This window comes from Chryseobacterium sp. Marseille-Q8038, from assembly GCF_965111995.1.
The window spans coordinates 166683-191895 of sequence record NZ_CBCOPN010000002.1 but is presented as its reverse complement, the minus strand read 5'-3'; the positions used below and the strand labels follow the sequence as shown (position 1 = coordinate 191895).

Annotated in this window: 26 protein-coding genes; 13 read left to right on the top strand and 13 right to left on the bottom strand. The window is 36.7% G+C overall.

The window, feature by feature from the left end; all coding sequences use genetic code 11:
• Positions 1-109 precede the first annotated feature (109 nt).
• The 8 genes from ACWPWS_RS14790 to ACWPWS_RS14755 all read left to right on the top strand — a co-directional run bounded on the left by ACWPWS_RS14790 (position 110) and on the right by ACWPWS_RS14755 (position 7024).
• The gene (locus ACWPWS_RS14790; RefSeq protein WP_209788400.1) at positions 110-346 is read left to right on the top strand and encodes a microviridin/marinostatin family tricyclic proteinase inhibitor; all 237 of its coding nucleotides are present in this window, start codon (positions 110-112) and stop codon (positions 344-346) included.
• A 53-nt stretch (positions 347-399) separates the two neighbouring features.
• Positions 400-624: a microviridin/marinostatin family tricyclic proteinase inhibitor gene (locus ACWPWS_RS14785; protein ID WP_105681010.1), complete on the top strand. Its 225-nt coding sequence runs from the start codon at positions 400-402 to the stop codon at positions 622-624.
• A gap of 74 nt (positions 625-698) precedes the next feature.
• Positions 699-1655: an MvdC family ATP-grasp ribosomal peptide maturase gene (locus tag ACWPWS_RS14780; protein WP_454047026.1), complete on the top strand. Its 957-nt coding sequence runs from the start codon at positions 699-701 to the stop codon at positions 1653-1655.
• On the top strand, positions 1648-2652 hold the full coding sequence (locus ACWPWS_RS14775) for an MvdD family ATP-grasp ribosomal peptide maturase (RefSeq protein WP_209788404.1): 1005 nt from the start codon (positions 1648-1650) through the stop codon (positions 2650-2652). Before ACWPWS_RS14780 ends, ACWPWS_RS14775 begins: the two co-directional genes overlap by 8 nt.
• Positions 2653-2911: 259 nt before the next feature.
• On the top strand, positions 2912-3925 hold the full coding sequence (locus tag ACWPWS_RS14770) for an NAD-dependent epimerase/dehydratase family protein (RefSeq protein ID WP_454047025.1): 1014 nt from the start codon (positions 2912-2914) through the stop codon (positions 3923-3925).
• Positions 3922-5691, top strand: coding sequence for an AMP-dependent synthetase/ligase (locus ACWPWS_RS14765; protein ID WP_454047024.1), 1770 nt, complete (start codon positions 3922-3924; stop codon positions 5689-5691). Before ACWPWS_RS14770 ends, ACWPWS_RS14765 begins: the two co-directional genes overlap by 4 nt.
• A 128-nt stretch (positions 5692-5819) precedes the next feature.
• On the top strand, positions 5820-6878 hold the full coding sequence (locus ACWPWS_RS14760; RefSeq protein WP_454047023.1) for a diphosphomevalonate/mevalonate 3,5-bisphosphate decarboxylase family protein: 1059 nt from the start codon (positions 5820-5822) through the stop codon (positions 6876-6878).
• A 2-nt stretch (positions 6879-6880) separates the two neighbouring features.
• Complete coding sequence (locus ACWPWS_RS14755) at positions 6881-7024, top strand: hypothetical protein (RefSeq protein WP_209788419.1); 144 nt, start codon at positions 6881-6883, stop codon at positions 7022-7024.
• A gap of 42 nt (positions 7025-7066) precedes the next feature.
• On the opposite strand, the gene ACWPWS_RS14750 is transcribed toward ACWPWS_RS14755, so the two are convergent.
• On the bottom strand, positions 7067-8107 hold the full coding sequence (locus ACWPWS_RS14750; protein ID WP_454047022.1) for an endonuclease/exonuclease/phosphatase family protein: 1041 nt from the start codon (positions 8105-8107) through the stop codon (positions 7067-7069).
• A 152-nt stretch (positions 8108-8259) separates the two neighbouring features.
• Between ACWPWS_RS14750 and ACWPWS_RS14745 the strand changes: the two genes are divergently transcribed.
• Positions 8260-8700: a nuclear transport factor 2 family protein gene (locus ACWPWS_RS14745; protein WP_454047021.1), complete on the top strand. Its 441-nt coding sequence runs from the start codon at positions 8260-8262 to the stop codon at positions 8698-8700.
• 36 nt (positions 8701-8736) lie between these two features.
• Positions 8737-9114, top strand: coding sequence for an SMU1112c/YaeR family gloxylase I-like metalloprotein (gloA2, locus tag ACWPWS_RS14740; protein WP_209788424.1), 378 nt, complete (start codon positions 8737-8739; stop codon positions 9112-9114).
• Between the two features lie 4 nt (positions 9115-9118).
• On the opposite strand, the gene ACWPWS_RS14735 is transcribed toward gloA2, so the two are convergent.
• Both ACWPWS_RS14735 and ACWPWS_RS14730 read right to left on the bottom strand, forming a co-directional pair.
• Positions 9119-9502, bottom strand: a complete 384-nt coding sequence (locus tag ACWPWS_RS14735; protein ID WP_105681001.1) for a DUF1634 domain-containing protein — start codon at positions 9500-9502, stop codon at positions 9119-9121.
• A complete protein-coding gene (locus ACWPWS_RS14730; RefSeq protein WP_105681000.1) occupies positions 9502-10332 on the bottom strand; it encodes a sulfite exporter TauE/SafE family protein in 831 nt (276 codons plus the stop codon). The genes ACWPWS_RS14735 and ACWPWS_RS14730 overlap by 1 nt, the downstream gene beginning before the upstream one ends.
• Before the next feature lie 97 nt (positions 10333-10429).
• On the opposite strand from ACWPWS_RS14730, the gene ACWPWS_RS14725 reads away from it, so the two are divergent.
• Together ACWPWS_RS14725 and ACWPWS_RS14720 are read left to right on the top strand one after the other, a co-directional pair.
• On the top strand, positions 10430-10981 hold the full coding sequence (locus ACWPWS_RS14725) for a DUF1543 domain-containing protein (protein WP_105681791.1): 552 nt from the start codon (positions 10430-10432) through the stop codon (positions 10979-10981).
• 24 nt (positions 10982-11005) lie between these two features.
• Positions 11006-12118: a 5-(carboxyamino)imidazole ribonucleotide synthase gene (locus ACWPWS_RS14720; protein ID WP_105680999.1), complete on the top strand. Its 1113-nt coding sequence runs from the start codon at positions 11006-11008 to the stop codon at positions 12116-12118.
• A 307-nt stretch (positions 12119-12425) separates the two neighbouring features.
• Here ACWPWS_RS14720 and ACWPWS_RS14715 read toward each other — a convergent pair whose 3' ends face one another.
• From ACWPWS_RS14715 to ACWPWS_RS14695, 5 genes are all read right to left on the bottom strand, one after another.
• Entirely contained in the window at positions 12426-14549 is a 2124-nt protein-coding gene (locus ACWPWS_RS14715; protein ID WP_209788435.1) for a cation:proton antiporter, read from the bottom strand.
• A 6-nt stretch (positions 14550-14555) separates the two neighbouring features.
• Complete coding sequence (locus tag ACWPWS_RS14710) at positions 14556-15122, bottom strand: hypothetical protein (protein ID WP_454047020.1); 567 nt, start codon at positions 15120-15122, stop codon at positions 14556-14558.
• A 70-nt stretch (positions 15123-15192) separates the two neighbouring features.
• A complete protein-coding gene (locus tag ACWPWS_RS14705) occupies positions 15193-15891 on the bottom strand; it encodes a hypothetical protein (protein WP_454047019.1) in 699 nt (232 codons plus the stop codon).
• An 89-nt stretch (positions 15892-15980) separates the two neighbouring features.
• Entirely contained in the window at positions 15981-16601 is a 621-nt protein-coding gene (locus ACWPWS_RS14700) for a hypothetical protein (RefSeq protein WP_454047018.1), read from the bottom strand.
• Between the two features lie 64 nt (positions 16602-16665).
• Entirely contained in the window at positions 16666-17571 is a 906-nt protein-coding gene (locus ACWPWS_RS14695; RefSeq protein ID WP_454047017.1) for a DMT family transporter, read from the bottom strand.
• A gap of 205 nt (positions 17572-17776) precedes the next feature.
• Here ACWPWS_RS14695 and purE point away from each other — a divergent pair, with 205 nt between their 5' ends.
• On the top strand, positions 17777-18280 hold the full coding sequence (gene purE / locus ACWPWS_RS14690; RefSeq protein WP_034699885.1) for a 5-(carboxyamino)imidazole ribonucleotide mutase: 504 nt from the start codon (positions 17777-17779) through the stop codon (positions 18278-18280).
• Between the two features lie 54 nt (positions 18281-18334).
• On the opposite strand, the gene ACWPWS_RS14685 is transcribed toward purE, so the two are convergent.
• From ACWPWS_RS14685 to yiaA, 5 genes are all read right to left on the bottom strand, one after another.
• Positions 18335-19894, bottom strand: coding sequence for a BspA family leucine-rich repeat surface protein (locus ACWPWS_RS14685; protein ID WP_454047016.1), 1560 nt, complete (start codon positions 19892-19894; stop codon positions 18335-18337).
• 17 nt (positions 19895-19911) lie between these two features.
• The gene (locus tag ACWPWS_RS14680; RefSeq protein WP_454047015.1) at positions 19912-21465 is read right to left on the bottom strand and encodes a BspA family leucine-rich repeat surface protein; all 1554 of its coding nucleotides are present in this window, start codon (positions 21463-21465) and stop codon (positions 19912-19914) included.
• 25 nt (positions 21466-21490) lie between these two features.
• Positions 21491-22774 (bottom strand): BspA family leucine-rich repeat surface protein, encoded by a 1284-nt coding sequence (locus ACWPWS_RS14675; RefSeq protein ID WP_454047014.1) that lies wholly within the window; start codon positions 22772-22774, stop codon positions 21491-21493.
• A 70-nt stretch (positions 22775-22844) separates the two neighbouring features.
• Entirely contained in the window at positions 22845-24659 is a 1815-nt protein-coding gene (locus tag ACWPWS_RS14670) for a BspA family leucine-rich repeat surface protein (RefSeq protein WP_454047013.1), read from the bottom strand.
• A gap of 139 nt (positions 24660-24798) precedes the next feature.
• On the bottom strand, positions 24799-25191 hold the full coding sequence (gene yiaA, locus ACWPWS_RS14665; protein ID WP_034699887.1) for an inner membrane protein YiaA: 393 nt from the start codon (positions 25189-25191) through the stop codon (positions 24799-24801).
• Positions 25192-25213: the final 22 nt, after the last annotated feature.

The window sequence follows — 25213 nt, the reverse complement described above, 5'->3', positions numbered from 1 at the left end:
TACTTTGATTTTTGATATTGTGTTAAAATTTTATTAAAACGCAATATTATTTCTCCATGATTTGAATTTTTTGTACTTTGGATTTCCAAAACAATAAAAATATTAACTTATGGAAAACAAAAATTCAAAAAAGAAGCCGTTTTTTGCGTCATTCTTAGAAAAACAGGTTAAAGATCCTGAAACAGTAAAAGGAGGAGGTATTACTTCCGTACTTGTAGACCAAATTACTACATCCCTTCAGGATCAGATCACGACTCCTCTTAAGGATAATGTTACCAAGCCTGATAATGACAATGTAACCATGAAATATCCATCTGACGGAGATGATGATGTTTTAGAAGTATAAAAAATATACATACAGCTTAAGCTAATTATATATCAAACCAAAACTAAAACATTATGAAAAACCAAAACTCAAAGAAGAAGCCATTTTTCGCATCATTCTTAGAAAAGCAGGTGAAAGACCCTGAAACGGTAAAAGGAGGAACTGACGTAACCCTTGCTGAAAGGGATTTGATCACAAAACCTGCCATAGATACAGTAACTTCTCCAAAAGATGATATGATGCACACGCTGAAATATCCATCGGACGGTGATGATGATACCATCTTTATTCCACTGTAAGATCAGACAGAACATTAAATAAAATAGTAGGGGAAACTTAAATAGTAAGTTTCCCTTTTTAATAAAACCGGCAAATGATTCTCTGCATCACCCATTCACAGGATTTTTATAATATCGACATCTTTTTTGAATACCTGACGTCTCAAAATATTCCCTATTTCAGACTCAATTCTGACCATCTGAACCATCTTCAGAAAATCAGCATCCATGAAAATTCATTTGAGCTCACGGATGAATCAGGGAAGACAATCCATTCCGATACCATAAAAGGAGTGTGGCACAGGAAAGCCTGGAGGATCAATGCTCCTGAAGAACTGGATCAGGACTATGAAAGAATCTTTCTCAACGAATATGGAAGTCTGAGATATAATCTGATGACAGCTTTAGAACATATTCCCTGGATTAACCCTTATGAAAATGAAAAAAAAGTAGATGGAAATAAGATATTTCAGCTGAAAGTAGCTCAAAGAAATAACTTAACCATTCCCAAAACCATTTTTTCCAATGATGAAGAAAAAATAACAACATTTTTCTATCAATACTGTCAGGGAAAAGCCATTGCTAAACTTCATGGGGTAACAGCGAAAACAATGTCAGGAGAAAACATGATTTCCACTACAGTTATTGAGGAGGAATCTTTGGAACACCTTTCAGATATCGCTTACTGTCCGATGATTTTTCAACCTTATATTGACAAAGAATACGAATTGAGAATCGTTTATGTAGACGGGGATTTCTTTACAGGAAAAATCAATAACAGTGAAAATGCAGACTGGAGAGTAGCCCGTGAAGGGTATTTCTGGGAAGCTTACGAATTACCTGAATCTGTAAAAGCAAATCTCACTTCTATGATGAATGAAATGGGACTTTATATAGGCGCGATCGATATGATCAAAGGAAAAGACGGAGCCTATTATTTCCTTGAAGTCAATCCGCAGGGAGAATGGGGAATGCTGCAAAAAGAACTGGGGTTTCCCATTGCAGAAAGAATTGCCGACAATCTTATCAAAAGAATCAATTTCCATGAATAAAATTTTAATTATAACCCATACCGCAGATAATTTTTCTATTGAAAAAGTCACAGAATACATTGAAAAAAACAACTGTGAAGTCATTCGCTTTGATGTAGACGTATATCCTTTACAAAACAAACTGTCCACTATTTTCCAGGACGGAGAATGGATAAGCATTCTTGAAACTCCTGAAGCAAAACACAGACTGGATGATATTTCTGCAATCTGGTACAGAAGAGCCTACAACATAGGAAAAGGTCTGCGAGAAGAAATGGATACTAAATTTTACGGTGCCGCAATGGGAGAAATCCGTAATACCCTTTTTGGTTTCTTCGAATCTGTAGATGCCTATTCTTTAGGAAAACCAAGTGTGTACAGAAGACTCGACAGTAAAGAAGAACAATTGAAAATTGCAGATAAATTAGGATTGACCATTCCGGCTACCTGTCTTACCAACAATCCTGATGAAGCTAGAAAATTTATTCTGAAACATCAAAATGTAGTGGCAAAAATGCAGACCGGTTTTGCCATTTATGAAGACGGTGTTGAAAATGTAGTATTTACCAACGTTGTCAATGAAGATAAACTGGAGGAACTGGATTCTTTGTTGTACTGTCCAATGCAGTTTCAGCAGATGATTCAAAAGAAAAAAGAACTTCGTATTACCATTGTGGGAAGAGAAGTCTATGCATTCGAAATAGATTCTCAGCAGTCCGAAGATGCTAAAATAGACTGGAGAAAAGATGGGGTGAATCTTATCGATAAATGGAACAGAACAGAACTTCCGGCAGATGTGGAAGCAAAACTCCTTGAACTGCTTGATATTTATAATGTAGATTACGGAGCAATAGATATGATTGTTTCTCCTGAAGACGAATATTACTTCATAGAGATTAATGCTGCAGGAGAATTCTTCTGGCTGGATAACCTTACAGAAGGAAACCTTATTTCCAAAAGTATTGCAGACGTTCTTTGTGACAAAGCACCAAGACGAAATAATGAGGTAATGGCTTAAAAACAAAGTGTTTTTTAATCATAAAAGTCCTGAAAGTTGTCAATTCTTTCAGGACTTTTAAATTTAATACCCTGATGCTGTTAAAATTTTTTCGGTTTGTTGTTCTGTGAATGATAATATTGGTTAAATTAACTTGAATTATGCTTTAAAAATCGCAAATTTGCAAAAGCAGTTTTTCGGGGTAATTTTTACAGAAACCTGAAGAATTGCCGGATAGAAAATATTGTTATATTTTAGTCAGCAATCAAGAAAATAAGTAATGATTTTTGTAACAGGTGCTACCGGAATTCTGGGAAGAATAATTGTACTGGAACTTCTTAAAAGAGGGGAAAAGGTACGTGCTTCCAAACGACCGGGCAGCAATTTAAACGAAGTAAAGCATTCATATAGCTTTTATACGGAGAATCCTGACGATTTTTTCAACAAAATTGAATGGGTAAACGTAGATTTTGACGATCTCGATTCCTTGAAAACGGCTCTGGAAGGAGTAGATGAGGTGTATCACTGTGCTGCAAAAGTAAGCTTTCATCCAAAAGATGAAAAAGAAATGTACCGCACCAATATCAAGGGTACAGAGAATCTTTTGTTTGCCTGTGAAGGATCGGAAGTTAAAAAATTTCTCCACGTAAGTTCTGTTGCTGTTCTCGATAATTTTAATGAAAAAGGAGAACTGGATGAAGATTCTGACTTTAATCCGAAACTTGAACATTCTGCCTATGCTATTTCCAAGCATTTATCCGAAATGGAGGTGTGGAGAGCTTCAGCGGAAGGCCTTAATGTGATCATCATCAATCCGGGAATGATTGTAGGAAGCGGAAACTGGAATCAAAGCAGCGGTGAACTTTTCTCTACTTTTGAAGACAATAGTTTTACCTTTTCAGGAGGTTCTGCTTACGTAGATGTAAGAGATGTTGCCAATACGGCGATAGGATTAATGGAAAATAACCTTTTCGGAGAACGTTTTATTATTGTTGCTGAAAATAACAGATATGCCGACCTTGCAAAACAGGTCAGAACCCGCCTGGGACTTAAAAATGCCAGAATTCTTTCACAATCTGTATTAAATATCGGAAGAATTGCCAATACCCTTTTCGGATGGCTGATCCCGAAACTGAAAATGGTCACCAAATCGAATATTGAGGCCATTTCTTCATTCAGCACCATTTCCAATCACAAAGTTAAAGAAAAGCTGAACTATCAGTTTATTCCTGTAAAAGAAAGTATAGACTTTCACCTGAATAATTATATTAACGACAAAAAGCTGAAGAAATGAATCTTGCAGAGGCAATTATCCTTAAAAATGTAGAAAAACATCCTATAAAAGCGGCCATCGGATTTAAAAAGAAAGATGCAGCCTGGAAAGAGCTGAGCTGGAAAAAATTCAGTGAGATTATTTTTAAAACAGCCAATGCCTTACAAGAATCCGGAGTTCAGGAGAATGACAGAGTGGCTATTTATTCAGATAACTCATCAGAATGGATGATCTTTGATCTGGCTTCAATGGCTATTGGTGCCGTTACTGTACCGATTTATTCAACCAATAATGCTGAACAGGCAGAACACATCATTAACGATTCAGGAGCTAAAGCAGTTTTAGTAGGAAATCAGATGCAGTATGATGCCTGCCTGGAATTTTTACATAAAGAAGAAAACAATCTGGAAACGATTATTGTTTCCAAAAAAGCAGTATGGATCAAAAAGGAATTCAACAGTTTTTATCTTGAAGATTTTATTGCAAAAGCTTCAACAGAGCTGGAAATCTGTAAGAAAGAACATGATGATACCGCTACACTGATTTATACCTCCGGAACTACCGGAACTCCAAAAGGCGTAATGCTTACCCATGGAAATTTCATCAAAGCATTTGACTCCCACTTTGAATTTTTTAAATTTAAAAACTTTGAAGAAGAGCTCTCACTGGCATTCTTACCCTTAAGCCATGTTTTTGAAAGAAGCTGGAGTTTATTATGCTTATATGGCGGAGCCCGCGTGTATTTCCTGGAAGATCCGAAAAATGTAGCCAAAGCACTGGAAGAAGTAAAACCTACTATGATGTGTGCAGTACCAAGATTTTTCCAGAAAGTATATGCAGGAGTTTTGGAAAAAGCAGAAGAAGGTTCATCATTGAAGAAGAAAATCTTCGACTGGGCGCTTAAAACCGGATGGGAAACTGCTGAATTGAGAAGAAATGAAAGGCCAATTCCTTTTGGATTAAAATTCAAAGAAGCTGTTGCCGATAGATTGGTTTTCAGTAAAATTAAGGAAAAAATGGGTGGCAGACTTTGGTTCTTACCTTGTGGAGGAGCTTCATTATCACCGGAAGTTACCCGTTTCTTTGAATCAGTAGGAATTCATGTGACCGTTGGGTACGGATTAACGGAAACTACAGCAACCCTGACTCTTTTCCCTTTAACTCATTTTGAACATGGTACAAGCGGAAAACCACTTCCGGGAGTAGAAATGCGTATCGGAGAAAGCGATGAGATTCAGGCGAGAGGAAACGGAATCATGAAAGGATATTATAATAAACCTGAAGAAACCCAGAAAGTATTCACGGAAGACGGATGGTTCAAAACCGGTGATGCAGGAAAGTTTGATGATAAAGGAAATCTGATCATTACGGATAGAATCAAAGATCTGATGAAAACTTCCAATGGAAAATATATTGCTCCGCAGCAGATCGAAAATCTTCTGACCAATAATAATTTCATCCAGCAGATTATGCTGATTGCAGAAGGTAGACAGTTTGTTTCAGCATTGATTGTTCCTAACTTTGAATTTTTACAGGATTATATCAAAAAGAATAATATTTCTTTTACCAATTGGGAAGATGCTGTAAAAAATGAAAAGATCATCAACCTTTATAAAGAAAAAGTTAAAGAATTACAGAGTCACCTGGCAGACTATGAGAAAGTGAAGAAATTTACTTTAATGCCTGCAGAATTTGATATCAATACAGGAGAAATTACTCCTACGCTAAAGGTCAAAAGAAATGTGGTGATAAAAAAATATGCGGATATTATAGAGAAGATGTATTAAAAATTTTAACCTCCTGTTTTTCACGTCAAGTACAAATAAAGGTGTGAGAATTCCCCTCTTTTGGAGGGGTGGCGAAAATTCAAAGAATTTTTGACGGGGTGGTTTAAAATAATGACTTAAATGAAACTATGACAACACAAGAATTTATAGGAAAAGAAAATTTCAACATTCATACACAAACGGTTTCGGAAAGCTGTCCGTCTAATATTGCTCTGATTAAATATTGGGGGAAATATGACAATCAGATTCCTGCCAACCCAAGTATCAGTTATACACTAAACCATTGTAAAACCAATACTTCAATGGAGTTTACAGCAGATGAAGCTTTTTCAGTACAGACTTTTCTGGCTGGAAATGAAGAAGTGAAGTTTGCGGAGAAAATTGAAAAATATTTCAGAAATATAGAGCAATACGTTCCATGGATTTTAAAAGGGAAATATATTATCAGAACTGAAAATACATTTCCTCACAGTTCAGGAATTGCAAGTTCAGCTTCAGGATTTGGAGCCATTGCAAAATGTCTGATGGCATTGGATGCATCATTTACGGGGAAAAATTCCGAAGAAGAATCTTTGAGAAAGGCTTCATTTCTGGCAAGGCTAGGAAGTGGAAGTGCATGCCGAAGTTTGTATAATGGGCTTGTAGTGTGGGGGAAAACAGATGAGGTAGAAGGCAGTTCAGATCTATTCGGAGTACAATATCCGGATGCTGAAATTCATGAATCATTCAAAAATTTTAATGATTGGGTTCTTTTGATTCATGAAGGACAGAAAAGTGTTTCCTCAACAGTAGGACACGGGTTGATGAATGCCAATCCTTACGCGGAGAGAAGATTTCAGGAAGCAAGGGAAAACTTTGTTCCGATGAAAGAAATCCTGAAAAACGGAGATATGGAACGTTTCATCAAGCTGGTAGAACATGAAGCACTTACCTTACATGCAATGATGATGATGAGTGACCCTGCTTTTATCCTGATGAAAACAGGTACTCTGGAAGTCATCAATAAGATCTGGGATTTCAGAAGAGAAACAGGACTTCCTTTATTCTTTACCCTTGATGCTGGAGCTAATGTTCATCTTTTGTTCCCCAATAATGGTTCCGAAGGGCAGATTAAAGCCTTCATTGAAGCTGAGTTATTACAGCACACTCAGAAAAATGGAGTAGTGAAGGATGTGATGAATTTCTAAGTATGAAAAAGAAGAAGCTTTATATCCTTGTTGCTATTGCCATTGCTGTATTGTTTATGCTTTTTGCTGAATATGAGGAAGGTCCGGTAAAAGTAGCCTTTGGCTGGAACAGGACAATCAATTGGGGTTGGAACTTTGGATTCTGATAAAAAAAATTAATAGAAGTGGGCTTTAGTCCACTTTTTTTATTAATCTTCAGTAACGATAGTTTCACGTTCGCCATCTTCTTTCTTTCCTTCCTCTATCATGATTTCTGCTTCTGCTTTCTCTTCGGAAGTTGCTGTTTCAATCAATTCTTCCTGTTCATCATTGTGATGATCTATAAAAAATTCGCAGTATACCGGAAGGTGGTCTGAACCAAAGTTTTCCAAAGTTTTCAGCTGTTTAATAAAAATGTCTTCGCTGTGAAACATCAGATCGATAGGAAACCTTAGGAGACGGTATTTCGCATGGAAAGTAGAAACAAAAGAATGCCCGATTCTCGGATCTATCAGATGGCTTGTTTTTCTGAACAGAACAGATGATCTTGACCATGCAACATTATTAAAGTCTCCTACAACAATAACAGGTTTTTTGATGTCTTTTACCCGCTTGGCAGTGCTTAGAAGATCACCATCTCTTTCCTTTGAAGTTTCTTCTTCTGTAGGACTTGGCGGCGGCGGGTGAACTCCGAAGAAAACAAAAGAAAAGCCATCCGCTGTTTTCATATGGATCTCGATACTCGGAATATCATCAGCCACAAAATAATGAGTTTTTGCTTCTTTGATTTCAATCCTGGAATAGAAATGCATTCCATAGGTGTTTTCAAGAGTCACTTTATGTTGGAAGCCGTATTCTTTTTCTAAAGGTCTCATTGCCTTTTCCCAATCGCCATTGCTTTCCATAGTCATGAAAAAATCAGGATTATGCTTTTTAACAAGCCTCATGAATTTCTCGTAGTCTTTATTGAACTGATAAACATTGGCAGAAATAAAATGCAGTTTATCAGAAGACTTGTGACGTTGTCTGTGTTTTTTTACAGGATAAAAACGGGTGTACTTGATGAGGGTATGGCTGTGATGAACAAATAAGACCAGAAGAAGTCCCTGATAATACCATAAATATTCTTCAGAATCAGTAAAAAGGCCTAATAAGAAAGTGAAAAAGATAAGATAAGTGACCTGTATTTTTGCAAATTCCGGAACCCTGAATATCCAGTGAGAATGCTGAATCTTTGGTAATATTGTCATGACCAGAAGAAGTATGGCCAAAGTCAGATAAATAATCCACATATAAAAAGCTCTGAAATAATTTTGGTTACAATTTAAGGAAAATGAATTTTAAAATTTGTTAATCAATTTAAATTTTATTTTATCTATTTTTAATTATCTAAATCTATACTATGAATAAAATAATTGTACTTCTTGTTCTTATAAGTATTTCAGGCTTCGGGCAGCAGCATAAAGAGATTGAAAAACCTATCCGTAATCTGTTCCTTGGCATGAAAAATGCAGATTCTGAGCTTGTAAAATCAGCTTTTGCAGAGAATGCGGTGCTGCAAACCATCACTAAAGATGGGACTGTGAAAAGTGACAGCATACAGGATTTTGTTGCCTCTGTTTCAAAATTTACAAAAGGAGATCTAGATGAAAGAATTATCATAGAAGCTATTCATGCGGATGGAAATCTGGCAAGCGTATTTACTCCCTATTCTTTTTATGTAAAGGAAAAATTATCACATTGTGGAGCAAACAGTTTTCAATTGGTAAAGCAGAATAATGAGTGGAAAATCCAATATATTATTGATACGAGAAGAAAAGATAACTGTAAAGAGATCAAATAACAACGTTGAATTAAGAAGTAGTTTAAAATTTAAAGAATGAAAATCCATCATATCGCCATTATCTGTTCAGATTATGCTGTCTCCAAAAAATTTTATACAGAAATTTTAAATCTGAATATCATCCGGGAAGTATACCGCGAGGAAAGACAATCTTATAAACTTGATCTGGCTATCGGAGATCATTATGTAATAGAATTATTTTCCTTTCCTGATCCTCCACAACGGCCGTCACGTCCTGAAGCATGTGGTTTAAGACATCTTGCTTTCTCAGTGGAAAATGTTACGGAAAAACGGAATGAGCTGATAGGAAAGGGACTTAGCTGTGAAGAAATCCGCATAGATGAATTCACCGGAAAAGAGTTTTTCTTTACCCAGGATCCGGACCAGTTGCCGTTAGAGTTTTATGAAATGTAAAAAATTAGTGGGCGTACCCTGCAAAGAAACTTACCGCCATAATTGCTAAAACAATAGAAGAAATGACTACATACACGTAGTCTTTTTCTTTTAAATAGCCTATTAAAGCGAAAACAATTCTCATCAGAGGGGTGAAGATCAACAAAAGAATACCCAGCTGAATAATCGCTACACCTTCTCCTTTGCAAAGAGAGGTCCAGAAGTGTCCCCATACTTTTTCAGAAGAAGTACCTACGACAAGGCTGGAATATTTTTCAGGCATTTTAAAACCTTCAATAAATAACTTGATAAAACCGATAAGCGATGTAGCCACAGACAGAATAACACCCAGTCTCAAAAGATTTCCTACGGAACGGTTCAGATCTACATCTGTAAAATTCTTTTTCATTATCTGAAGCTTTTGTTGATACCGTTATACATCATATAAACTGAAAGAATGGTAATAACAATGGCAAAAAATACTTTTAATTTTTTGGTTTTTGATACCATCAGCGTTTTTGAACCAATAAAACTTCCAATAACAACTCCTATCAATACGGGAGCTACAATTACCGGAATAATTTCTCCTCTCTGGAAATAGATCAGTGCACTGGCTACTGCCGTTACTCCAATCATAAAATTACTGGTTGTTGTAGATACTTTGAAAGGCAGTTTCATCATATTGTCCATCGCCAATACTTTTAATGCACCGGAACCTATTCCTAAAAGTCCGGACATTGCACCGGCAAACATCATCATCAAAAATCCGGGAACGGTATTTCTTGCAGAATAGCTTTTTAAAATCCCTTTATCCGGGAATGTTCCGTATAATTTTAGCTTCTCTTCCAGACTTCCTTTGATCAAAGGTTCCTGATGATCAGGCTTCCCTTTAAGATTTAAAATAACTGTAAGAAGAAGGATACTTGCGAAAATAATTCCGATTGTATTGGGGTTAAGCATTCCTGAAACCAGCGCACCAATAATAGCTCCTGCTGTAGTTGCTATTTCGAGAAACATCCCGATTCTCATATTGGTAAAGCCTTCTTTTACGAAAGCTACAGCCGCACCGGAAGAGGTGCCAATCACAGAGATGAGTGAAGCACCGATAGCATAATGCATTGGAACGCCGAATCCCAGCGTTAATAAGGGAATGATAATAACTCCTCCTCCTAAACCCGTAAGTGAACCTAAAAGACCCGCGGAAATTGCGCCAAGGAAGAGTATGATGATTTCTGACATACTACAAATAATACTACAAATATAAAATTATTGTCGTAGTCTGCCAAACATTTGAAAAAGATAAATTTAACGTATTTTTGCATGCATGAAAAACGAAATGAAATTATTTTATGTCATTCTTGGGGCAACACCCAAAGGAAGAAATATTGAGCAGCACGATGTTTTCTTCGGAATAGCAGAGAATCTTAAAGATTTGATTCCGGATATGAAAGACTTTTGGAAGGAGGCAGAAGGGAAAATTCACCTGGACTGTTATCAGGAAGTAAAATTCGCTGATGGGTACAAAGTGGAGATTGTGGAAAAGGGTGAAAAATCTTCAGAAGATCAATTGTTTTTCCTCAATTTAGGAGGCTATAAGCCTGGTTTCTTTGAAGAATTCCATGAGCAGCACCTTATGGTTGGGCAGTCTATGGGTGAAATTGTAAAAAGAGCAAAGGCTACAGAATTTTACCAGACCATGGGATTTGAAGGCGCTGTAAGCCATATTGATGATAAGCACGGAGTGGATATTGATGATATTTTCAATGTAAGTGATATTCTTCCGGCCTATATGAAAGAAAAATATGCTATCGTTCTTAAAAAGTCTGATGAAGAAAATCAGGTAAACCCAATGGGACTGGGCTATTTAAAAATTGATAAAATTCAATAAGAATAAATCTAATAAAAATAAAAAATGAAAATAGGAATTCTGGGAGGCGGACAGCTGGGAAGAATGCTGATACAAAGTGCACTGAAGTATGACGATGAGTTTTATACGCTGGATCCTGCTTCTGATGCTCCGTGTCATAATATCTCGTATTTTACACAGGGAAATTTCAATGACTACGAAACGGTTTTGAACTTCGGAAAAGATAAAGATGTTGTAACCATTGAAATAGAACATGTAAATGCTGATGCACTGGCAGAACTTGAAAAGCAGGGAATAAAGGTGGTTCCTAATGCCAATATCATCAAAACAATCCAGCAAAAGATCCTTCAGAAAGAATTTTATAAAACACACGATATCCCAAGCCCGGAATTTCAGGTGGTATGGAACAGTGATGAAAAGATCATTATGCCATTACCATTCGTTCAGAAAATGAATACCGGAGGATATGATGGAAAAGGAGTACAGGTCATCAAAACAGAAGAAGACTATCAGCATCTATGGACAGAAGCATCTGTTATTGAAAGTCTGGTTGATATTGAAAAAGAACTTTCTGTCATTGTAGCGAGAAACGAGAAAGGAGAAACCAATATTTTCCCGGTAACGGAAATGGTTGCTGATCCCAAGCTGAATCTTTTAGACTTCAATGTATGTCCGGTTCTTCTGACAGAAGATGTTCAGAACCAGATTGATTCTATTACTGAGAAATTTTTAGCTGCAGTAAACTCACCGGGATTATTTGCCATTGAGTTATTCCTTGATAAAGAAGGAAAAATATGGGTGAATGAAACAGCACCAAGACTGCACAATTCCGGACACCAGAGTCAGGAAGGAAATACAAATTCTCAATTTGAGCAGATGTACCGTGTGGTTAAAAACTTACCTTTGGCAGATACCGATGCTATCACCTACAGCGGAATGCTGAATCTGGTAGGAGCAGAAGGATTTTCCGGAAAAGTAATCTATGAAGGAATGGAAGACGTTCTTCAGTTGCCTGAAACCTACATCCACTTATACGGGAAAACAGAAACCAAACCAGGAAGAAAAATGGGACATATTAACGTTCTTGCTGATTCCAGAGAAGAGCTTATGGAAAAGCTTGTTATGGTGAAGGGAATGGTAAGAGTAATTGCTGAGTAAAATCAGTTTAAAATAAATAAAGGGAGCCGTTTCAATTTAAAAACGGCTCCCTTTACTTTGTTATACAATCAATTCAATAGGAACGGGCTTTAGCCCGTTTACAAATAATTATAGATTCAATTGGCTTTAGCCGAAACCTAAAATTAAGTTTTGGCTAAAGCCAATTTTATGTATGTTATTCTTATTCATATCGGGCTAAAGCCCGATCCTATTGATGACTGAATGGTTTGATGGTTTGATGGTTTAATAAAAAGTGATTATTTGTGCATAGATAACTTCCATCATCCCTCTTCCTTCTTCCAGCTTTTTATTTAAAAATTTTCTGAATTACATTTCCAATCTCCACAAAATCTCCATGATTTCCTACAGAACGTATTTCCGGACTGTTTTTATCATATTCTGAGAACGGGAAAATCAGAAGGTAATTATTATCTTTCAGGTTCCTGTTCAGAAGTTCCGGAATCAGCCTCATTCTTGGAATATAAGATTTCATACCGCGTTTTGCCATAAGGATAATCAGGGCTTCATCATCTTTCAATTGGGCAGCCGTTCTTTCCCCGTCCTGCCAGGTATTCATAATGATAAACTCTGCTTCTATATTGGCTTTTTTAATAATTTTCTGCAGAATATCAAGGATGTTTTCAGGAGCATAGAAAACAACTGTTGCTCCGGAATTTCTGGCAATGTTCCATACTCTCAGCAATGCATGGAAGAATCCTGCTTCCTGATGGGCATTTTCAGGAATCATCACTGCATATTTTTTTATGGTGGAAAGTGGTTGTGCCGCATGATATACCAGCACATTCACATCATCATTCTGCAGATAACCGTTGTAAAGATTATAGACAAAAGAAGGGGAGAATCCTTTTTCATCCTCCAGTCCTATAATAAGGTCTGTAATTTTCTGTTCTTTAATCACATTATTTACGCCGTTGATGACATCATTGTCATACCTTTTTAAAGCCTGTAATTTAACATCTGCGGCCGCAGCTGCATCTGCTGCCTGGTGAAGAAGTTTTTCCGCATTCTTTACTGAAGATTCGTTTTTGTCTTCATTAATGACATTCAGGGCGAAAAGATCTTCCGTATTGGAATGTGCTTTGATGAGGATTCCCAGATTTACCATTCTCTCAACCGTTGCTTCATGATTGATCGCTAAGAGAATACTTTCTTCCTCATGGGTATTTCCTGAAACCGTATCTTCATTGTCACTTTCCGCAATTTTCTGAGCACTTGCCATAGAAATGAAAGAGGAGATGGTACACGAAATCAAAATCAATAAAATACTTCCGTTCAGCACGTGTTCATTTAGCAATCTCACGGGCTCTCCGGTTTCAGTTTCAGAAAGAATAATATTATATCCTACCATTACTGAAGCCAGTGTTGCAGCAGCAGAAGCGGAACTCAGTCCAAAGATAAGTTTACCTTCTTCTTTGGTCAGTCTGAATGTTTTTTGAGTGGCTACAGCAGAAAGATATTTTCCTCCGATGGAGGCTACCAGCATAATTCCTGCTACTTCCAGTGTTTCCCAGCTTTTAAAGAACACTTTAAAATCAATCAGCATTCCTACACTGATCAGGAAAAACGGGATAAATATAGCATTTCCCACAAATTCCACTCTGTTCATCAAAGAAGAAGTATGAGGAATAAGTCTGTTTAAAGCCAATCCTGCAAAGAATGCCCCGATAATCGCTTCTACACCAGCCAGTTCAGCCAGCATAGCAGCAAGATAAATCATAACCAGTACAAAAATATACTGTGAGATTTTATCATCCACTCTTTTGAAAAACCAGCGTCCTATAATAGGGAATACAATCAGTACAATCAGGGCAAAAACAACAAAAGAAACAGATAATTTAACCCAAAATTCTGTTCCTACGTCACCCTGAGACATTCCTACAATCACAGCAAGTACCAATAGGGCAAGAATATCTGTGATCATCGTACCGCCAACGGTAATATTAACTGCTTTATTTTTCGCAATTCCCAACTTGCTCACTAACGGATACGCAATAAGGGTATGAGACGAAAAAAGACTGGCGAATAGTATAGATGTCAGCATGGAGAAATGAAGAAGGTAATATCCTCCCAGATATCCCAGTACAAAGGGAACAGTGAAGGTATAGATACCAAAGGTGAGACTTTTCCATTTGTTCTTTTTAAAATCTCCCATATCAATCTCAAGCCCAGCCAGAAACATAATATAAAGAAGTCCGGTAGTTCCCGTTACCACAATACTGCTGTCTCTGGATAATACATTGAATCCGTTCGGACCAATGATTGCTCCGGCGATAATAAGCCCCAACAGGTGGGGAACTTTAATTTTATTAAGCAGCAATGGTGCTGCCAGGATAATGACCAGTACCAACAGGAACTTCAGTACCGGATCTTCTATAGGAAGACTCAGGTTGTGTATACTCAGTAAAATCATATGTGTTTATTTTGTGGAACGTACTAATTCAACAGAGAACTTGGCGGTACAGCCATCAGAAGTGATGGTTCTTGTTCCTTTGATCTTGTTGTCTGAAATATCATTAAGAAGAACGCTCATTTCTACATTCTTTTTGGCCGTAGAATCTGTTTTAAAAGACAGTCTGATCTCATTATTTTCAAACTTGCCTGTATACAGCCTTACCAGGTTATTATTATTGATAATTTTGGTAATAGGCTGGGTGGAATCATTATCGAATTCCCAGATGTCCGTACGCTGGTCTCCTACAGCATATTCACTGCAGTTAGACTCTGTACAGATAACTTTTCCATTCCATGGGCCGGAAATTTCCGCGGGCCATGAAGAAGTAATGACTACAGAATCTTTTTTGGCAAAAATACTGTCCCTCATTTTCAGGAGTGACTGATATTCGGACTCTTTTTTAGCGAATATTTTTTCTTTTTCTAATAATTGTTTCTCCCGGTCTGTCAGGTTCTTTTCTTTCTCTTTGTAATCACAGCTTACCAAAAGAAAAGAGGCGGTCAGAAATAAAAATAATGTGTTTTTCAGCATATTGTATAGGTTGGAGTATACAATATAAGAAAAATGAAGGGAATATGAAAATACTCCCTGACAATACTCCTTAGTATTCTAAAGGAATAAAGACAATTCCCGACACGTCAAACCCTTGTATATTGGTCTTCCAGACAGGAGATGTTTTTACGATATCGGTGAATTGTTTTTTGATGATATCAGCAATATTCAAATTTTTTATTTCTACAAAAGTTGGAACTCCATTTGGATCTATATCTAAAATAAGAACAGAATTCCCTTTCTCTTTTTTCTTATATTTCTTTTCCAGAACCGGATAGATATTTTTTTCAATCCATTGATACAATGCTGCTTCACCACCTGCGAATTCGGGATGCGGAGGTTTATTGTCTTTAAATTTTGGAGGAAGATCCTTTGGATAAGAGGCCAGATTTGAATTTTCTTTAACTAATGTTAGCACTCCTTTTTTATTAGGGCTATAGATTTTATGGTTGATTTTTTCTGTGGTAAGATCAATATCTACAAAATGAATTTCTGTATTGTTCATTCTGTACATACCTCTGTGAGTTTCTTCCCCTGATATGTTTTTAACAAGAGCATTTTCTCTGATAGTATCCCCTTTATTAGGAATCATATATAATTCCTGATCGGTTTCTTTGTCTTTTTTGTTTTGAATATAGATTTTGTAATCAAAGCTTTTCAGTTTGATATCTTCCCTGGGCTCTGCTTTTTGAGAAAAATAAAATGCAGGAAGAAGTAAAACAGTAATGATGGATAGTTTTTGCTTCATGGTTATACTCGTTGTGTTTGGGCAAATGTAAAGAAATTCTGATACTTACCTGTAAATTTTAATTATTCTCGGATTAGAAATAAGCAGATTTACAACGATTCTTCTTCTGGAAAATGATAAACAGGTTTATAATCCTTTCTATTATCTTTCCAGTCAATTTTTATATACTGATCACATGTATCTTCAAAAGTTTTGAACACGTCGAAAAGTATGGCAGAACTTCCTTTTATGGTTTCCTTTTTAATTATTTCTGCTGCCAAAATCATTCCTTGCTGATCTTGTCCTGCAAAATCTGTAATAATGTTTTCTTTTTTTGAAAGTACCGAATACAAGCTTAATAATTTTCTTGGATTGCCTGGCAGTCGGTTAATTTTTGTTTTTTTATTGATCCAGTCAATTTCGTAAATCTTTTGAGCATAAGAATTTTTTAAATTTGAATGTTTTTTCAAATATTCACCAACTGTTACAGGAAAGAATATTCTTCTCCAGCATGATTCCCAGACATAATCAACAAATGTAAAGTCTTTGTAGACTAAAGTATTTTTATATTGTGCTTTTCCAGTGAAAATTGCTGTTAGGAATTGTTGTGTAGAATAAGAGTCATTATTTCCTATGTAAATACCAATTGTCTCACCCTTAAGGAGGGTGAATGCAGGAAGTGAAAATATATCATTTGATATTCCTTTACATTCAATTAAAATTTGATTCAAGATTTTGATTTTTAAATAGCTTAATAGCAAAAATAAAAGAATTTTTCAGGAAAAACGATAGTCATTAGGCAACCTTTTGTCTTTTGAACATCTCCGGTTTGTAGTTAATGATAAAAACACCACAAATGATCATGACAGCTGCAAGAATAAATTTGAAAGTCACTTTTTCATCCATAATCAGCCAGCCTAAAAATATGGCAATAATGGTGTTGATATATGCAAGGATGGAAACCTGTACCGGTGAAATTTTGGTCAGGGCATAATGAAAGGCAAAAAAAGCAGCTACTGAACCAAAAACAGAAAGATACAGCATGGCTGAAATACTTTTAATGGTCCAGTTTTCGAAGTGGTAATTTTGAGAAAACAGGAAAGCAAAAATAATCTGAACAACGCCTGCAAATAAGAATTGATAAAACAGGTTTAACGTTATATTTCCGCTCTGAATATTTAATTTCTTTGTGAAAATAGTTCCGGAAGCCCAGCCTGCAATGGCACAGAACAGGAAGATCATACCCATTCTGTAATCGGGGTTGGCAAGATCTTTCAGTCCATCCCAGAAAATAAAAAGAATTCCGCTGAAACACAGCAATACACCACTAAGGGCACGCAAACTAAACTTTTGTAATCCTACAGCCACACTTCCCAGAAATACCAGAATAGGTGAGCAGGCACTGATCAATGATGCAAGGCTGCTTGATACCGTTTCTTCAGCTACCGTAGTCATACCATTGGCAACCACCAGCATCAGGGAAGCGAAAATGATCTGATATCCCAGATTCTTCCATCCAATCCATTTGAATTCCTTTCTTGAAAGAAGAACGATAAGCATGATAACAGAAGCCAGAAACTGTCGGATTCCGGCAACAAACCATGCAGGAATTGTTTCCACAGCCACACGGATGGCCAAAAAAGTTGTTCCCCAAACAATGGCAACAGTGAGAACAGCAAAAATAAGTTTATAATCTTTCAACGTGAATAAAGTGTAACAAACAAATGTAGAGGTTTTAAAATGATTATAATGGGTACAGTTGTTTCAATTTTCAATGATACAGATAAGAAAGGAAATAATGGTAGGTTTTTGTTTAAATGTTGGATTGTGATTAAAAGAACTTCCTGCTTCCTTCTTCCAACTTCCAGCTTTATTTTTTATCTTTGAACATCTAATAAAATTGAAGATGGTAGGAATTATTATGGGCAGTCAGAGTGATCTGCCGATCATGGAACAGGCTGCAAATTTTCTTAAAAGCCTTGATATCCCTTATGAATTAACGGTAGTTTCAGCACACAGAACACCGGAAAGGATGTTTGATTATGCAAAGACTGCTCAGGAAAGAGGGTTAAAAGTAATCGTGGCAGGAGCTGGCGGGGCAGCACATCTTCCGGGAATGGTAGCAAGCTGTACTACACTTCCGGTAATTGGAGTTCCGATTTTGTCCAGTAATTCAATAGATGGATGGGATTCCGTTTTGTCTATTCTTCAGATGCCTGGTGGAATTCCGGTAGCGACTGTAGCCTTGAACGGTGCTTTGAACGCAGGGATTTTAGCGGCTAAAATTTTAGGAAGCGGTAATGAAGAAGTAGCCGCAAAACTTCAGAAATATCAGGATTCCTTGAAAGATAAAGTATTAGGAACAGTAGATGATATTAAAGCTCAGCATCCTAATCATTTTGACAAATAGTTGATCTTTACATTCAAAATAAAAAGCCTCACTTTCCAGCGAGGCTTCTTTGTTTTATTTCTTAATGAACTTTGAAGAGAGGGTAGTATCTTTCAGAATGAGTTGTAAAATGTAATTTCCTTTGGGTAAAGATCCTACATTAATCATATCCTTATTGGGATTTCCTTCCAGTACAAGTCTTCCACTTGCATCAAAAATTCTATACTTTTTAATATCACTTAATCCTTCAATATGAATATCATCCACAGCAGGATTGGGATATAGTGACAGTTTTTTCTTCAGCTTTACATCCGATGAAGAGAGTAAACAATTTCCTACTGTATCACCGGACATTGTCCATCCTTTACTGATGAGAATATTCCTTTTATCTGCTGCATTGGAAGCATAAGTCAAAGGAGTTACAATATCTAAATCAACATTATTGGCGGTATTAGGATTATCTGCCCATCCTGCCAGTGTTTTACTGAAATTTTCACAATCCATTCCTGTCTCTGTCAAAGCAAGGGAGCCATTATTAACGCTGGCAAGATTCCAGCTTGCAAGGGATTGATTAAAGTTCGGAGTCTCCTTAAGGATCTGATCTATTCTAGTAACTTTGGTCATATCCCAATTTTCTAAAGGATGATTAAAAGCTGTACAGCCATGAATAGCATGGGCCATATTGGTAATTTTAGACGTATTCCAATTATTTAAAGACTGATTGAAACCAGAATCAAAATGAAACATAAAACGAATATCTTCAAGGCTTGAAGTATCCCAGTTATCCATAGGTTGATTGTAGCTTGGGCAAAGCGCAAACATCCACTTCATATCCTTTACATTGGAAACATTCCAGTTGTTCACGGTTTGATTAAAGATTCCTCGTCCTGCAAACATAAAGCTGAGATCAGTTGCTGATGACGTATCCCAGTTATTAAGATAAGGAGAATTGAACTGATCAGGAAGCGTAGTATTGATACTGTCAAAAATAATAGCAAACATAAATTTGAAATTCTTAATCTTTGAAGTATCCCAATTTTGCATAGAACTGTTCCCCGTAAAGCTTTTTGCAGCATAAAACATATAAGAAGCATCTTTAACATTACTAAGATCAGGAATGTCTGTAGCAGTAATCTGAACCAGTTTACATTGGCTGAAAGCACTGTTCATAGAGTTCCATGCAATGTTTCCCCATTGTTCTATTTCCAATACTTTATCAGCACTTCCATTGATCTGCCAGATCGGGAAAATCTGGTCCGGAAGCTGAACTTCCTGTACGTCTCCAAATTTTATTTGCTGAAAAACACCATTTCCATTGCTTACTTTTACTCTGTACTTTGCATCATTCTTTTCTGCGACTGATGTACCAAAATCAATAAAAACCTGTTTTGTAGATGTTACATTGGTAAGGGAACCATTATGTTGGGGGAAACCTACTTCCTCCCAATAGATGTCATAGTTTTCACCAATTCCGGGAAACCATATTTGTTGAGTATCTGCCTGATAGGGAGCACTTACAGTGATGGGCTGTATTACCGTAGAAGCAGGCTTCCAGATAGTGATAAATTCATTCTGGGCTTTCACCATACATAGCAGCAAAATAAAAAATCCTGTTGAAATTTTTTTTAATACCATTCCGAAACTTTTTATGGTTATTTCTTAATGAATTTTGAAGAGATTGTTTTTTCTTTCAGAATGAGCTGTAAAATGTAATTTCCTTTTGATAGAGATCCTACATTAATCATATCATTATTAGGATTTCCTTCCTGTACAAGTCTTCCGGCTGCATCAAAAATTCTGTAATTTTTAATATCACTTAATCCTTCAATATGAATATCATCTACCGCAGGATTAGGATAAAGCGAAAGTTTTTTATTCAGTTTTACATCAGATGAAGACAATAAGCAATTTCCTACAGTATCCCCATTGATGAACCAGCCTTTATTGATAAGGGCATCTCTTTTATCTGACACATTGGAAGCATATTTTAATCCTGTTAAAGAACCTAATGAAATGTTGTTTGCTGTGTTGGGGTTGTCTGCCCATCCCTGAAGTGTTTTGCTGTAATTTTCACAATTAAGGCCTGATAAAGTTATAGCGCCATTACCATCAATAACAGAAGCTAAGTTCCAGTTTCCTAAGGATTGATTATAACTTGAAGCACTATTAAGGATTTGATCTATTTTCTTTGCTTTAGTCATATCCCAGTTTAAAGGTTGGTTAAAGGCAACACAGCCATGAAAAATATGAGCCATATTTGTAACCTTAGACGTATTCCAATTGAGTTGCTGATTGAAAACAGGAATCATATGAAACATAAAGTGCATGTCTTCAAGATTCGAAGTATCCCAGTTGTCGAGACGCTGATTGAAGCTTGCACACTGGCCAAACATCCAGCTCATATCTGTTACCTTTGAAACATCCCAGCTATTAAGCGTTTGGTTAAATGCAATTCTGTTTCCAAACATATAGCTGAGGTCTGTAGCTGATGACATATTCCAGGTGTCAAAATAGGGCGGATTAAACTGATCCGTCAATGTGGCTGGTGCAACATCAAATAAAAGGGAAAACATAAAACTGAAATTCCGGATTTTCGAAGTATCCCAGTTTTGCATAGAGCTGGCACCTTTAAAGCTGGTAGTACCATAAAACATAAAAGAAGCATCATCCACATTATTAAGATTCGGGCTGTCTGTAGCAGTAAGAAGTATGAGTTTACACAGGCTGAATGCACTGTTCATTGTTGTCCATGAAATATTTCCCCATTGCTCAATTTCTAGTATTTTATCTGCACTTCCATTGAGCTGCCAGATAGGGAAGAGCTGCTCAGGAAGAGTAAGGATCTGTGGTGTTCCAAATTTTATCTGTTTGAAAACGCCATTTCCATTACTTACTTTTACCCTGTATTTTGCATCATTTTTTTCTGCGATTGACGTCCCGAAGTCAATAAGAACCTGTTTTGTGGAAGTTACATCGAGAAGGGAACCATTGTGCTGCGGATAGCCTACTTCCTCCCAGTAAATATCATAATTATCACCAATTCCAGGAAACCAGATCTGTTGAGTCGTGGCTTGGTAGGGAGCATCTACATTTAATGTGGGTATTGCAGTAGAAGCAGGTTTCCAGATCGTAATAAATTCGTCCTGAGCCTTTACAACGAAAGCCAGCAAAAGAAAGATGAGTGTTGGTATTTTTTTTAAAGTCATGATGAATGTTTATCGTTTTCTTGGTTTATTTTTTGATGAATGGGAAAGAATGCATTGTATTCTTCGTGAAAATCTGCAGGATATAACTGCCCGGAGACAAAAGTCTGACCGATATTTCGTTATGCTCCAGTTGGTCTTTAGCAACTGTTCTTCCGCTCATATCTGTTATTGTATACCTTACTGCATTTTGAATATTTTTCAGATAAATATGATCTTTTACCGGATTGGGATAGATGGAGGTTTTGTTTTTAATTTCCGTTTCAGAAGTTGAAAGTGTCTGGTTGCATAATCCATTGTAAGTATCACCGGAAATAGTCCATCCTTTATTATTGATTAAATAATTTCTTGCAGCTACAGCATCGGCATGAGAATAAACCAATGGTGCTGCGCTGGATAGAATAATATTATTCGGGGTTGATGGGTTGTGGCTCCATCCGTAAAGTGTTTTGTCATAATTCAGGCAGCTCATAGCAGAATTGAGAAACATACCGGTTGCTGTGGTTAGGGAACTAAGATTCCATCCTCCAAGATTTTGATTGAAAGCTGTGTCGTGGAACATTTCGTTCATATTGGTGACACTTCTTGTATCCCATTTTTGAATATCCTGATTGAAATTTTCAGCATAATGGAACATGTGCTCCATAGTGGTCACTTTTTCTGTATTCCATTCACTTAACGGTTGGTTGAATCCTGTAGTGTCAAACATATAGGACATATCTGTAACATTGGAAGTATTCCAGTTCCCCAGTGGTTGGTTAAACTGGTAATCATCGCCAAACATATAATACATATCTGTTATGGTGGAAGTATTCCATGTATTAAAAGAAGGATTACCTATTAATGAAGTGCATAAATAAAACATCTCGCGCATGCTGGTGGCCATACTGAGATCTGGTGCATCCGTAGCAGTCACATCCATATAGTCGCAGAACACAAAAGCATTGTCAAAACTCTTCCATTTTATATCTCCCCACTGTGCAATTTGAGTAATTTTTGACCGGTCTGCAGCATTATAAGCAGGAATTAATGTATTATCAAAAAATCTCACCTGATCAAAACTTCCGTTTCCATTGCTGATTTTGATTCTGTAACTGGCTTGGGCAGGAGATGGGTTTAATGGTGTTCCTAAGTTGATGATGAATTCAGTGGTTGAAGTTACACTGCTCATTGTTCCGTTATGCTGAGGATATCCTACTTCTTCCCAGTAGACATGAAAGTTGGTTCCTCTTCCTGGAAATTTAATGAGTTGTGCATTCTGAGTTTTCCAGATAGTGATGAACTCATTTTGGGCCTTTGCCGTGAGTATCATCAAAAGAAAAATGAGTATTGGAATTTTTTTTAAGATCATGTTTATTGTTTATGGAATTAGTTTTCTTGGGTTATTTTTTGATGAATGAGAATGAATGTACTGTATCTTTGGTAAAAATCTGCAGAACATAATTTCCCGGAGACAGAAGACGGACAGATATTTCGCTATGTCCCAGCTTGTCTTTAGCAACTGTTCTTCCGCTCATATCGGTTATTGTATACCTTATCATATTCTGAATATTTTTCAGATAAATCATATCCGATACAGGATTGGGGTACATCTGAGGGATAGTATTAAGGCTGTAATCTGAAGTTCCCAGTTGATGTTCACAAGTGCCTAAATTATCTCCCAGAAAACTCCATCCTTTTACATTGAGAAGATGATTTCTTGAAGGAGTTGCAGTATCGGAATAAGTTAAGTCTGAAACGATACCAAGATGAATACTATTGGGAGTATTACCGTTATTAGACCATCCAATAAGGGTGTTACTGTAATTTCTGCAGTCTAATCCTGAAGAAGTAAGCATTGAGGCGGCAGTTGTTAAGGAGTTCAGATTCCATTTTTCTAAAGTGTGGTTGTATGAAGTGGTTTCCATTAGCATTAAATCCATATTGGTAACGGTACCGACATTCCAGTTTTCCAGTGAATGGGTGAATTCATAGCAGCCGTGAAGCATGTGTTCCATGTTGACAACTTTAGCTGTATTCCAATTGCTTATATTCTGATTGAAATACGGATTGAAATGAAACATAAAAGACATATCCGTCACGCTTCCCGTGTCCCAGGAAGTCATAGGCTCGTTGTAGCTTACAGCGAGTGCAAACATGAGTGACATATTACCTACTTTGGAGGTATCCCAGCTGTTAATATTTTGATTAAAACTTAAAGCTCCGTTAAATGTTCTGGACATATCGGTTACTTTTGAGGTATTCCAGTGATTGAGTGGCTGGTTGAATTTTGGGGCTAATGAAAAGATACCACTAAGACTTGTTACATTTGAAATATTCCAGGTATTGATTGGTTGATTAAATTCCTTTGCTCCGTTGAATATATCAATGATATTCGTAAGAGACTCTGTATTCCAGTCCTGTAAAGGCTGGTTAAACTTTTCTGCACTCATAAACATAGACTGCATATTGGTAACTTTAGACACATCCCAGGTTTTTAAAGTTTGATTGAAATGTTTTGAAAAATAAAACATACGGGACATATTGGTAACATTTGATGTGTTCCAGTTATCAATCGGAGAATTGAATGTTGTTTGTGAAAACAGCTCAGACATATCTTGTACAGATGAAGTATCCCAGCTGTTTATTGAATTATTCGAAGTGAAATTCTTTGCAGATTTGAACATTCCGGACAGATCTGTAACTTGGGACAGATCGGGTGCATCGGAAGCCGTGAGGGTTATATTTGGACAGTTCGCAAAGGCATTGTTCATTGTACTCCATTGGATATTCCCCCATTGGTAAATCTCAAGCAGTTTATCCATACTTCCATTGTATTTCACTCCTGTAGTAGGTAAATATTCAGTAGAAAGTATTCTGAAAGTCCCATTTCCACCACTTACCTTCACCAGATAACTGGCCTGCATTGAATTTGGATGTAATGGTGTTCCGAAGTCTATAAGCACCTGCTTTGTGGAAGTAACATTATTCATTGTTCCCTGGTGTGACGGATAACCTACTTCTTCCCAGGTTATTGTAAAATTATTGCCGATAGCAGGAAACCAGATTTGATTGTTCCCTGCGGGATAGGGAGCTGTAACGGATATGGGAACGGTGCTTATAAAGCCGGGCTGCCAAATAGTAATAAACTCATTCTGAGCTTTTGAAAGCTGAAATAATAGAATAAATAGAAGAGAAAAGAGTAGTTTTTTGTACATGTCATTAGTTTGTGAAATAAGCACAGCTAAAATAACAAAAAACTTAATATATTTTTAATGTAAATATCAAATTTGTAGTATTTTATAAATTTTAATGAATTTATTTAAATAAAAAACTCTCCAAAATGGAGAGTTTACTTTATTCCTGAAGCATATTGTCACGTGTATTTTTCTGGACTGCGATGGCCCCGAAGAGCGCAAGCAAAAAGGCAAAGGCATAAAAACCTTTTTCGCTGGGAAGAATGGTGGCGTTCCAAAGTCCGATAGCCAATAATACAATAGATGATAATGTGGCAAACCAGCAGATCCCATAATAAATATCTGTCACCTGAATGTTTTCTAACCTGTCACGTACTGCTTTCTGTAATGAAACAACGGCAAACAAACCATAAAGAAGTATGGTGAAATAATATCCTTTTTCATTCAGCAGCATTTCCGCTCTTGCAAGACCTACAATAAAGCCAATCATTCCTGCGCCTAATGCTACCCATGATGCGGCAACGAACGCATTCGATACTCTTTGTTTTTTCATAGTTTAATGTTTTGTTTAAAGG

Bases quoted from the DNA above. Each gene is read 5' to 3' on its own strand.
- ACWPWS_RS14785 (WP_105681010.1), top strand. From the start codon at position 400: ATGAAAAACCAAAACTCAAAGAAGAAGCCATTTTTCGCATCATTCTTA.
- ACWPWS_RS14725 (WP_105681791.1), top strand. From the start codon at position 10,430: ATGAAATTATTTTATGTCATTCTTGGGGCAACACCCAAAGGAAGAAAT.
- ACWPWS_RS14685 (WP_454047016.1), bottom strand. From the start codon at position 19,894: ATGGTATTAAAAAAAATTTCAACAGGATTTTTTATTTTGCTGCTATGT.
- ACWPWS_RS14790 (WP_209788400.1), top strand. From the start codon at position 110: ATGGAAAACAAAAATTCAAAAAAGAAGCCGTTTTTTGCGTCATTCTTA.
- yiaA (WP_034699887.1), bottom strand. From the start codon at position 25,191: ATGAAAAAACAAAGAGTATCGAATGCGTTCGTTGCCGCATCATGGGTA.
- ACWPWS_RS14675 (WP_454047014.1), bottom strand. From the start codon at position 22,774: ATGATACTCACGGCAAAGGCCCAAAATGAGTTCATCACTATCTGGAAA.
- purE (WP_034699885.1), top strand. From the start codon at position 17,777: ATGGTAGGAATTATTATGGGCAGTCAGAGTGATCTGCCGATCATGGAA.
- ACWPWS_RS14755 (WP_209788419.1), top strand. From the start codon at position 6,881: ATGAAAAAGAAGAAGCTTTATATCCTTGTTGCTATTGCCATTGCTGTA.
- ACWPWS_RS14735 (WP_105681001.1), bottom strand. From the start codon at position 9,502: ATGAAAAAGAATTTTACAGATGTAGATCTGAACCGTTCCGTAGGAAAT.
- ACWPWS_RS14715 (WP_209788435.1), bottom strand. From the start codon at position 14,549: ATGATTTTACTGAGTATACACAACCTGAGTCTTCCTATAGAAGATCCG.
- ACWPWS_RS14710 (WP_454047020.1), bottom strand. From the start codon at position 15,122: ATGCTGAAAAACACATTATTTTTATTTCTGACCGCCTCTTTTCTTTTG.
- ACWPWS_RS14760 (WP_454047023.1), top strand. From the start codon at position 5,820: ATGACAACACAAGAATTTATAGGAAAAGAAAATTTCAACATTCATACA.
- ACWPWS_RS14745 (WP_454047021.1), top strand. From the start codon at position 8,260: ATGAATAAAATAATTGTACTTCTTGTTCTTATAAGTATTTCAGGCTTC.
- ACWPWS_RS14680 (WP_454047015.1), bottom strand. From the start codon at position 21,465: ATGACTTTAAAAAAAATACCAACACTCATCTTTCTTTTGCTGGCTTTC.
- ACWPWS_RS14705 (WP_454047019.1), bottom strand. From the start codon at position 15,891: ATGAAGCAAAAACTATCCATCATTACTGTTTTACTTCTTCCTGCATTT.
- ACWPWS_RS14720 (WP_105680999.1), top strand. From the start codon at position 11,006: ATGAAAATAGGAATTCTGGGAGGCGGACAGCTGGGAAGAATGCTGATA.
- ACWPWS_RS14670 (WP_454047013.1), bottom strand. From the start codon at position 24,659: ATGTACAAAAAACTACTCTTTTCTCTTCTATTTATTCTATTATTTCAG.
- ACWPWS_RS14765 (WP_454047024.1), top strand. From the start codon at position 3,922: ATGAATCTTGCAGAGGCAATTATCCTTAAAAATGTAGAAAAACATCCT.
- ACWPWS_RS14780 (WP_454047026.1), top strand. From the start codon at position 699: ATGATTCTCTGCATCACCCATTCACAGGATTTTTATAATATCGACATC.
- ACWPWS_RS14730 (WP_105681000.1), bottom strand. From the start codon at position 10,332: ATGTCAGAAATCATCATACTCTTCCTTGGCGCAATTTCCGCGGGTCTT.
- ACWPWS_RS14770 (WP_454047025.1), top strand. From the start codon at position 2,912: ATGATTTTTGTAACAGGTGCTACCGGAATTCTGGGAAGAATAATTGTA.
- gloA2 (WP_209788424.1), top strand. From the start codon at position 8,737: ATGAAAATCCATCATATCGCCATTATCTGTTCAGATTATGCTGTCTCC.
- ACWPWS_RS14750 (WP_454047022.1), bottom strand. From the start codon at position 8,107: ATGACAATATTACCAAAGATTCAGCATTCTCACTGGATATTCAGGGTT.
- ACWPWS_RS14775 (WP_209788404.1), top strand. From the start codon at position 1,648: ATGAATAAAATTTTAATTATAACCCATACCGCAGATAATTTTTCTATT.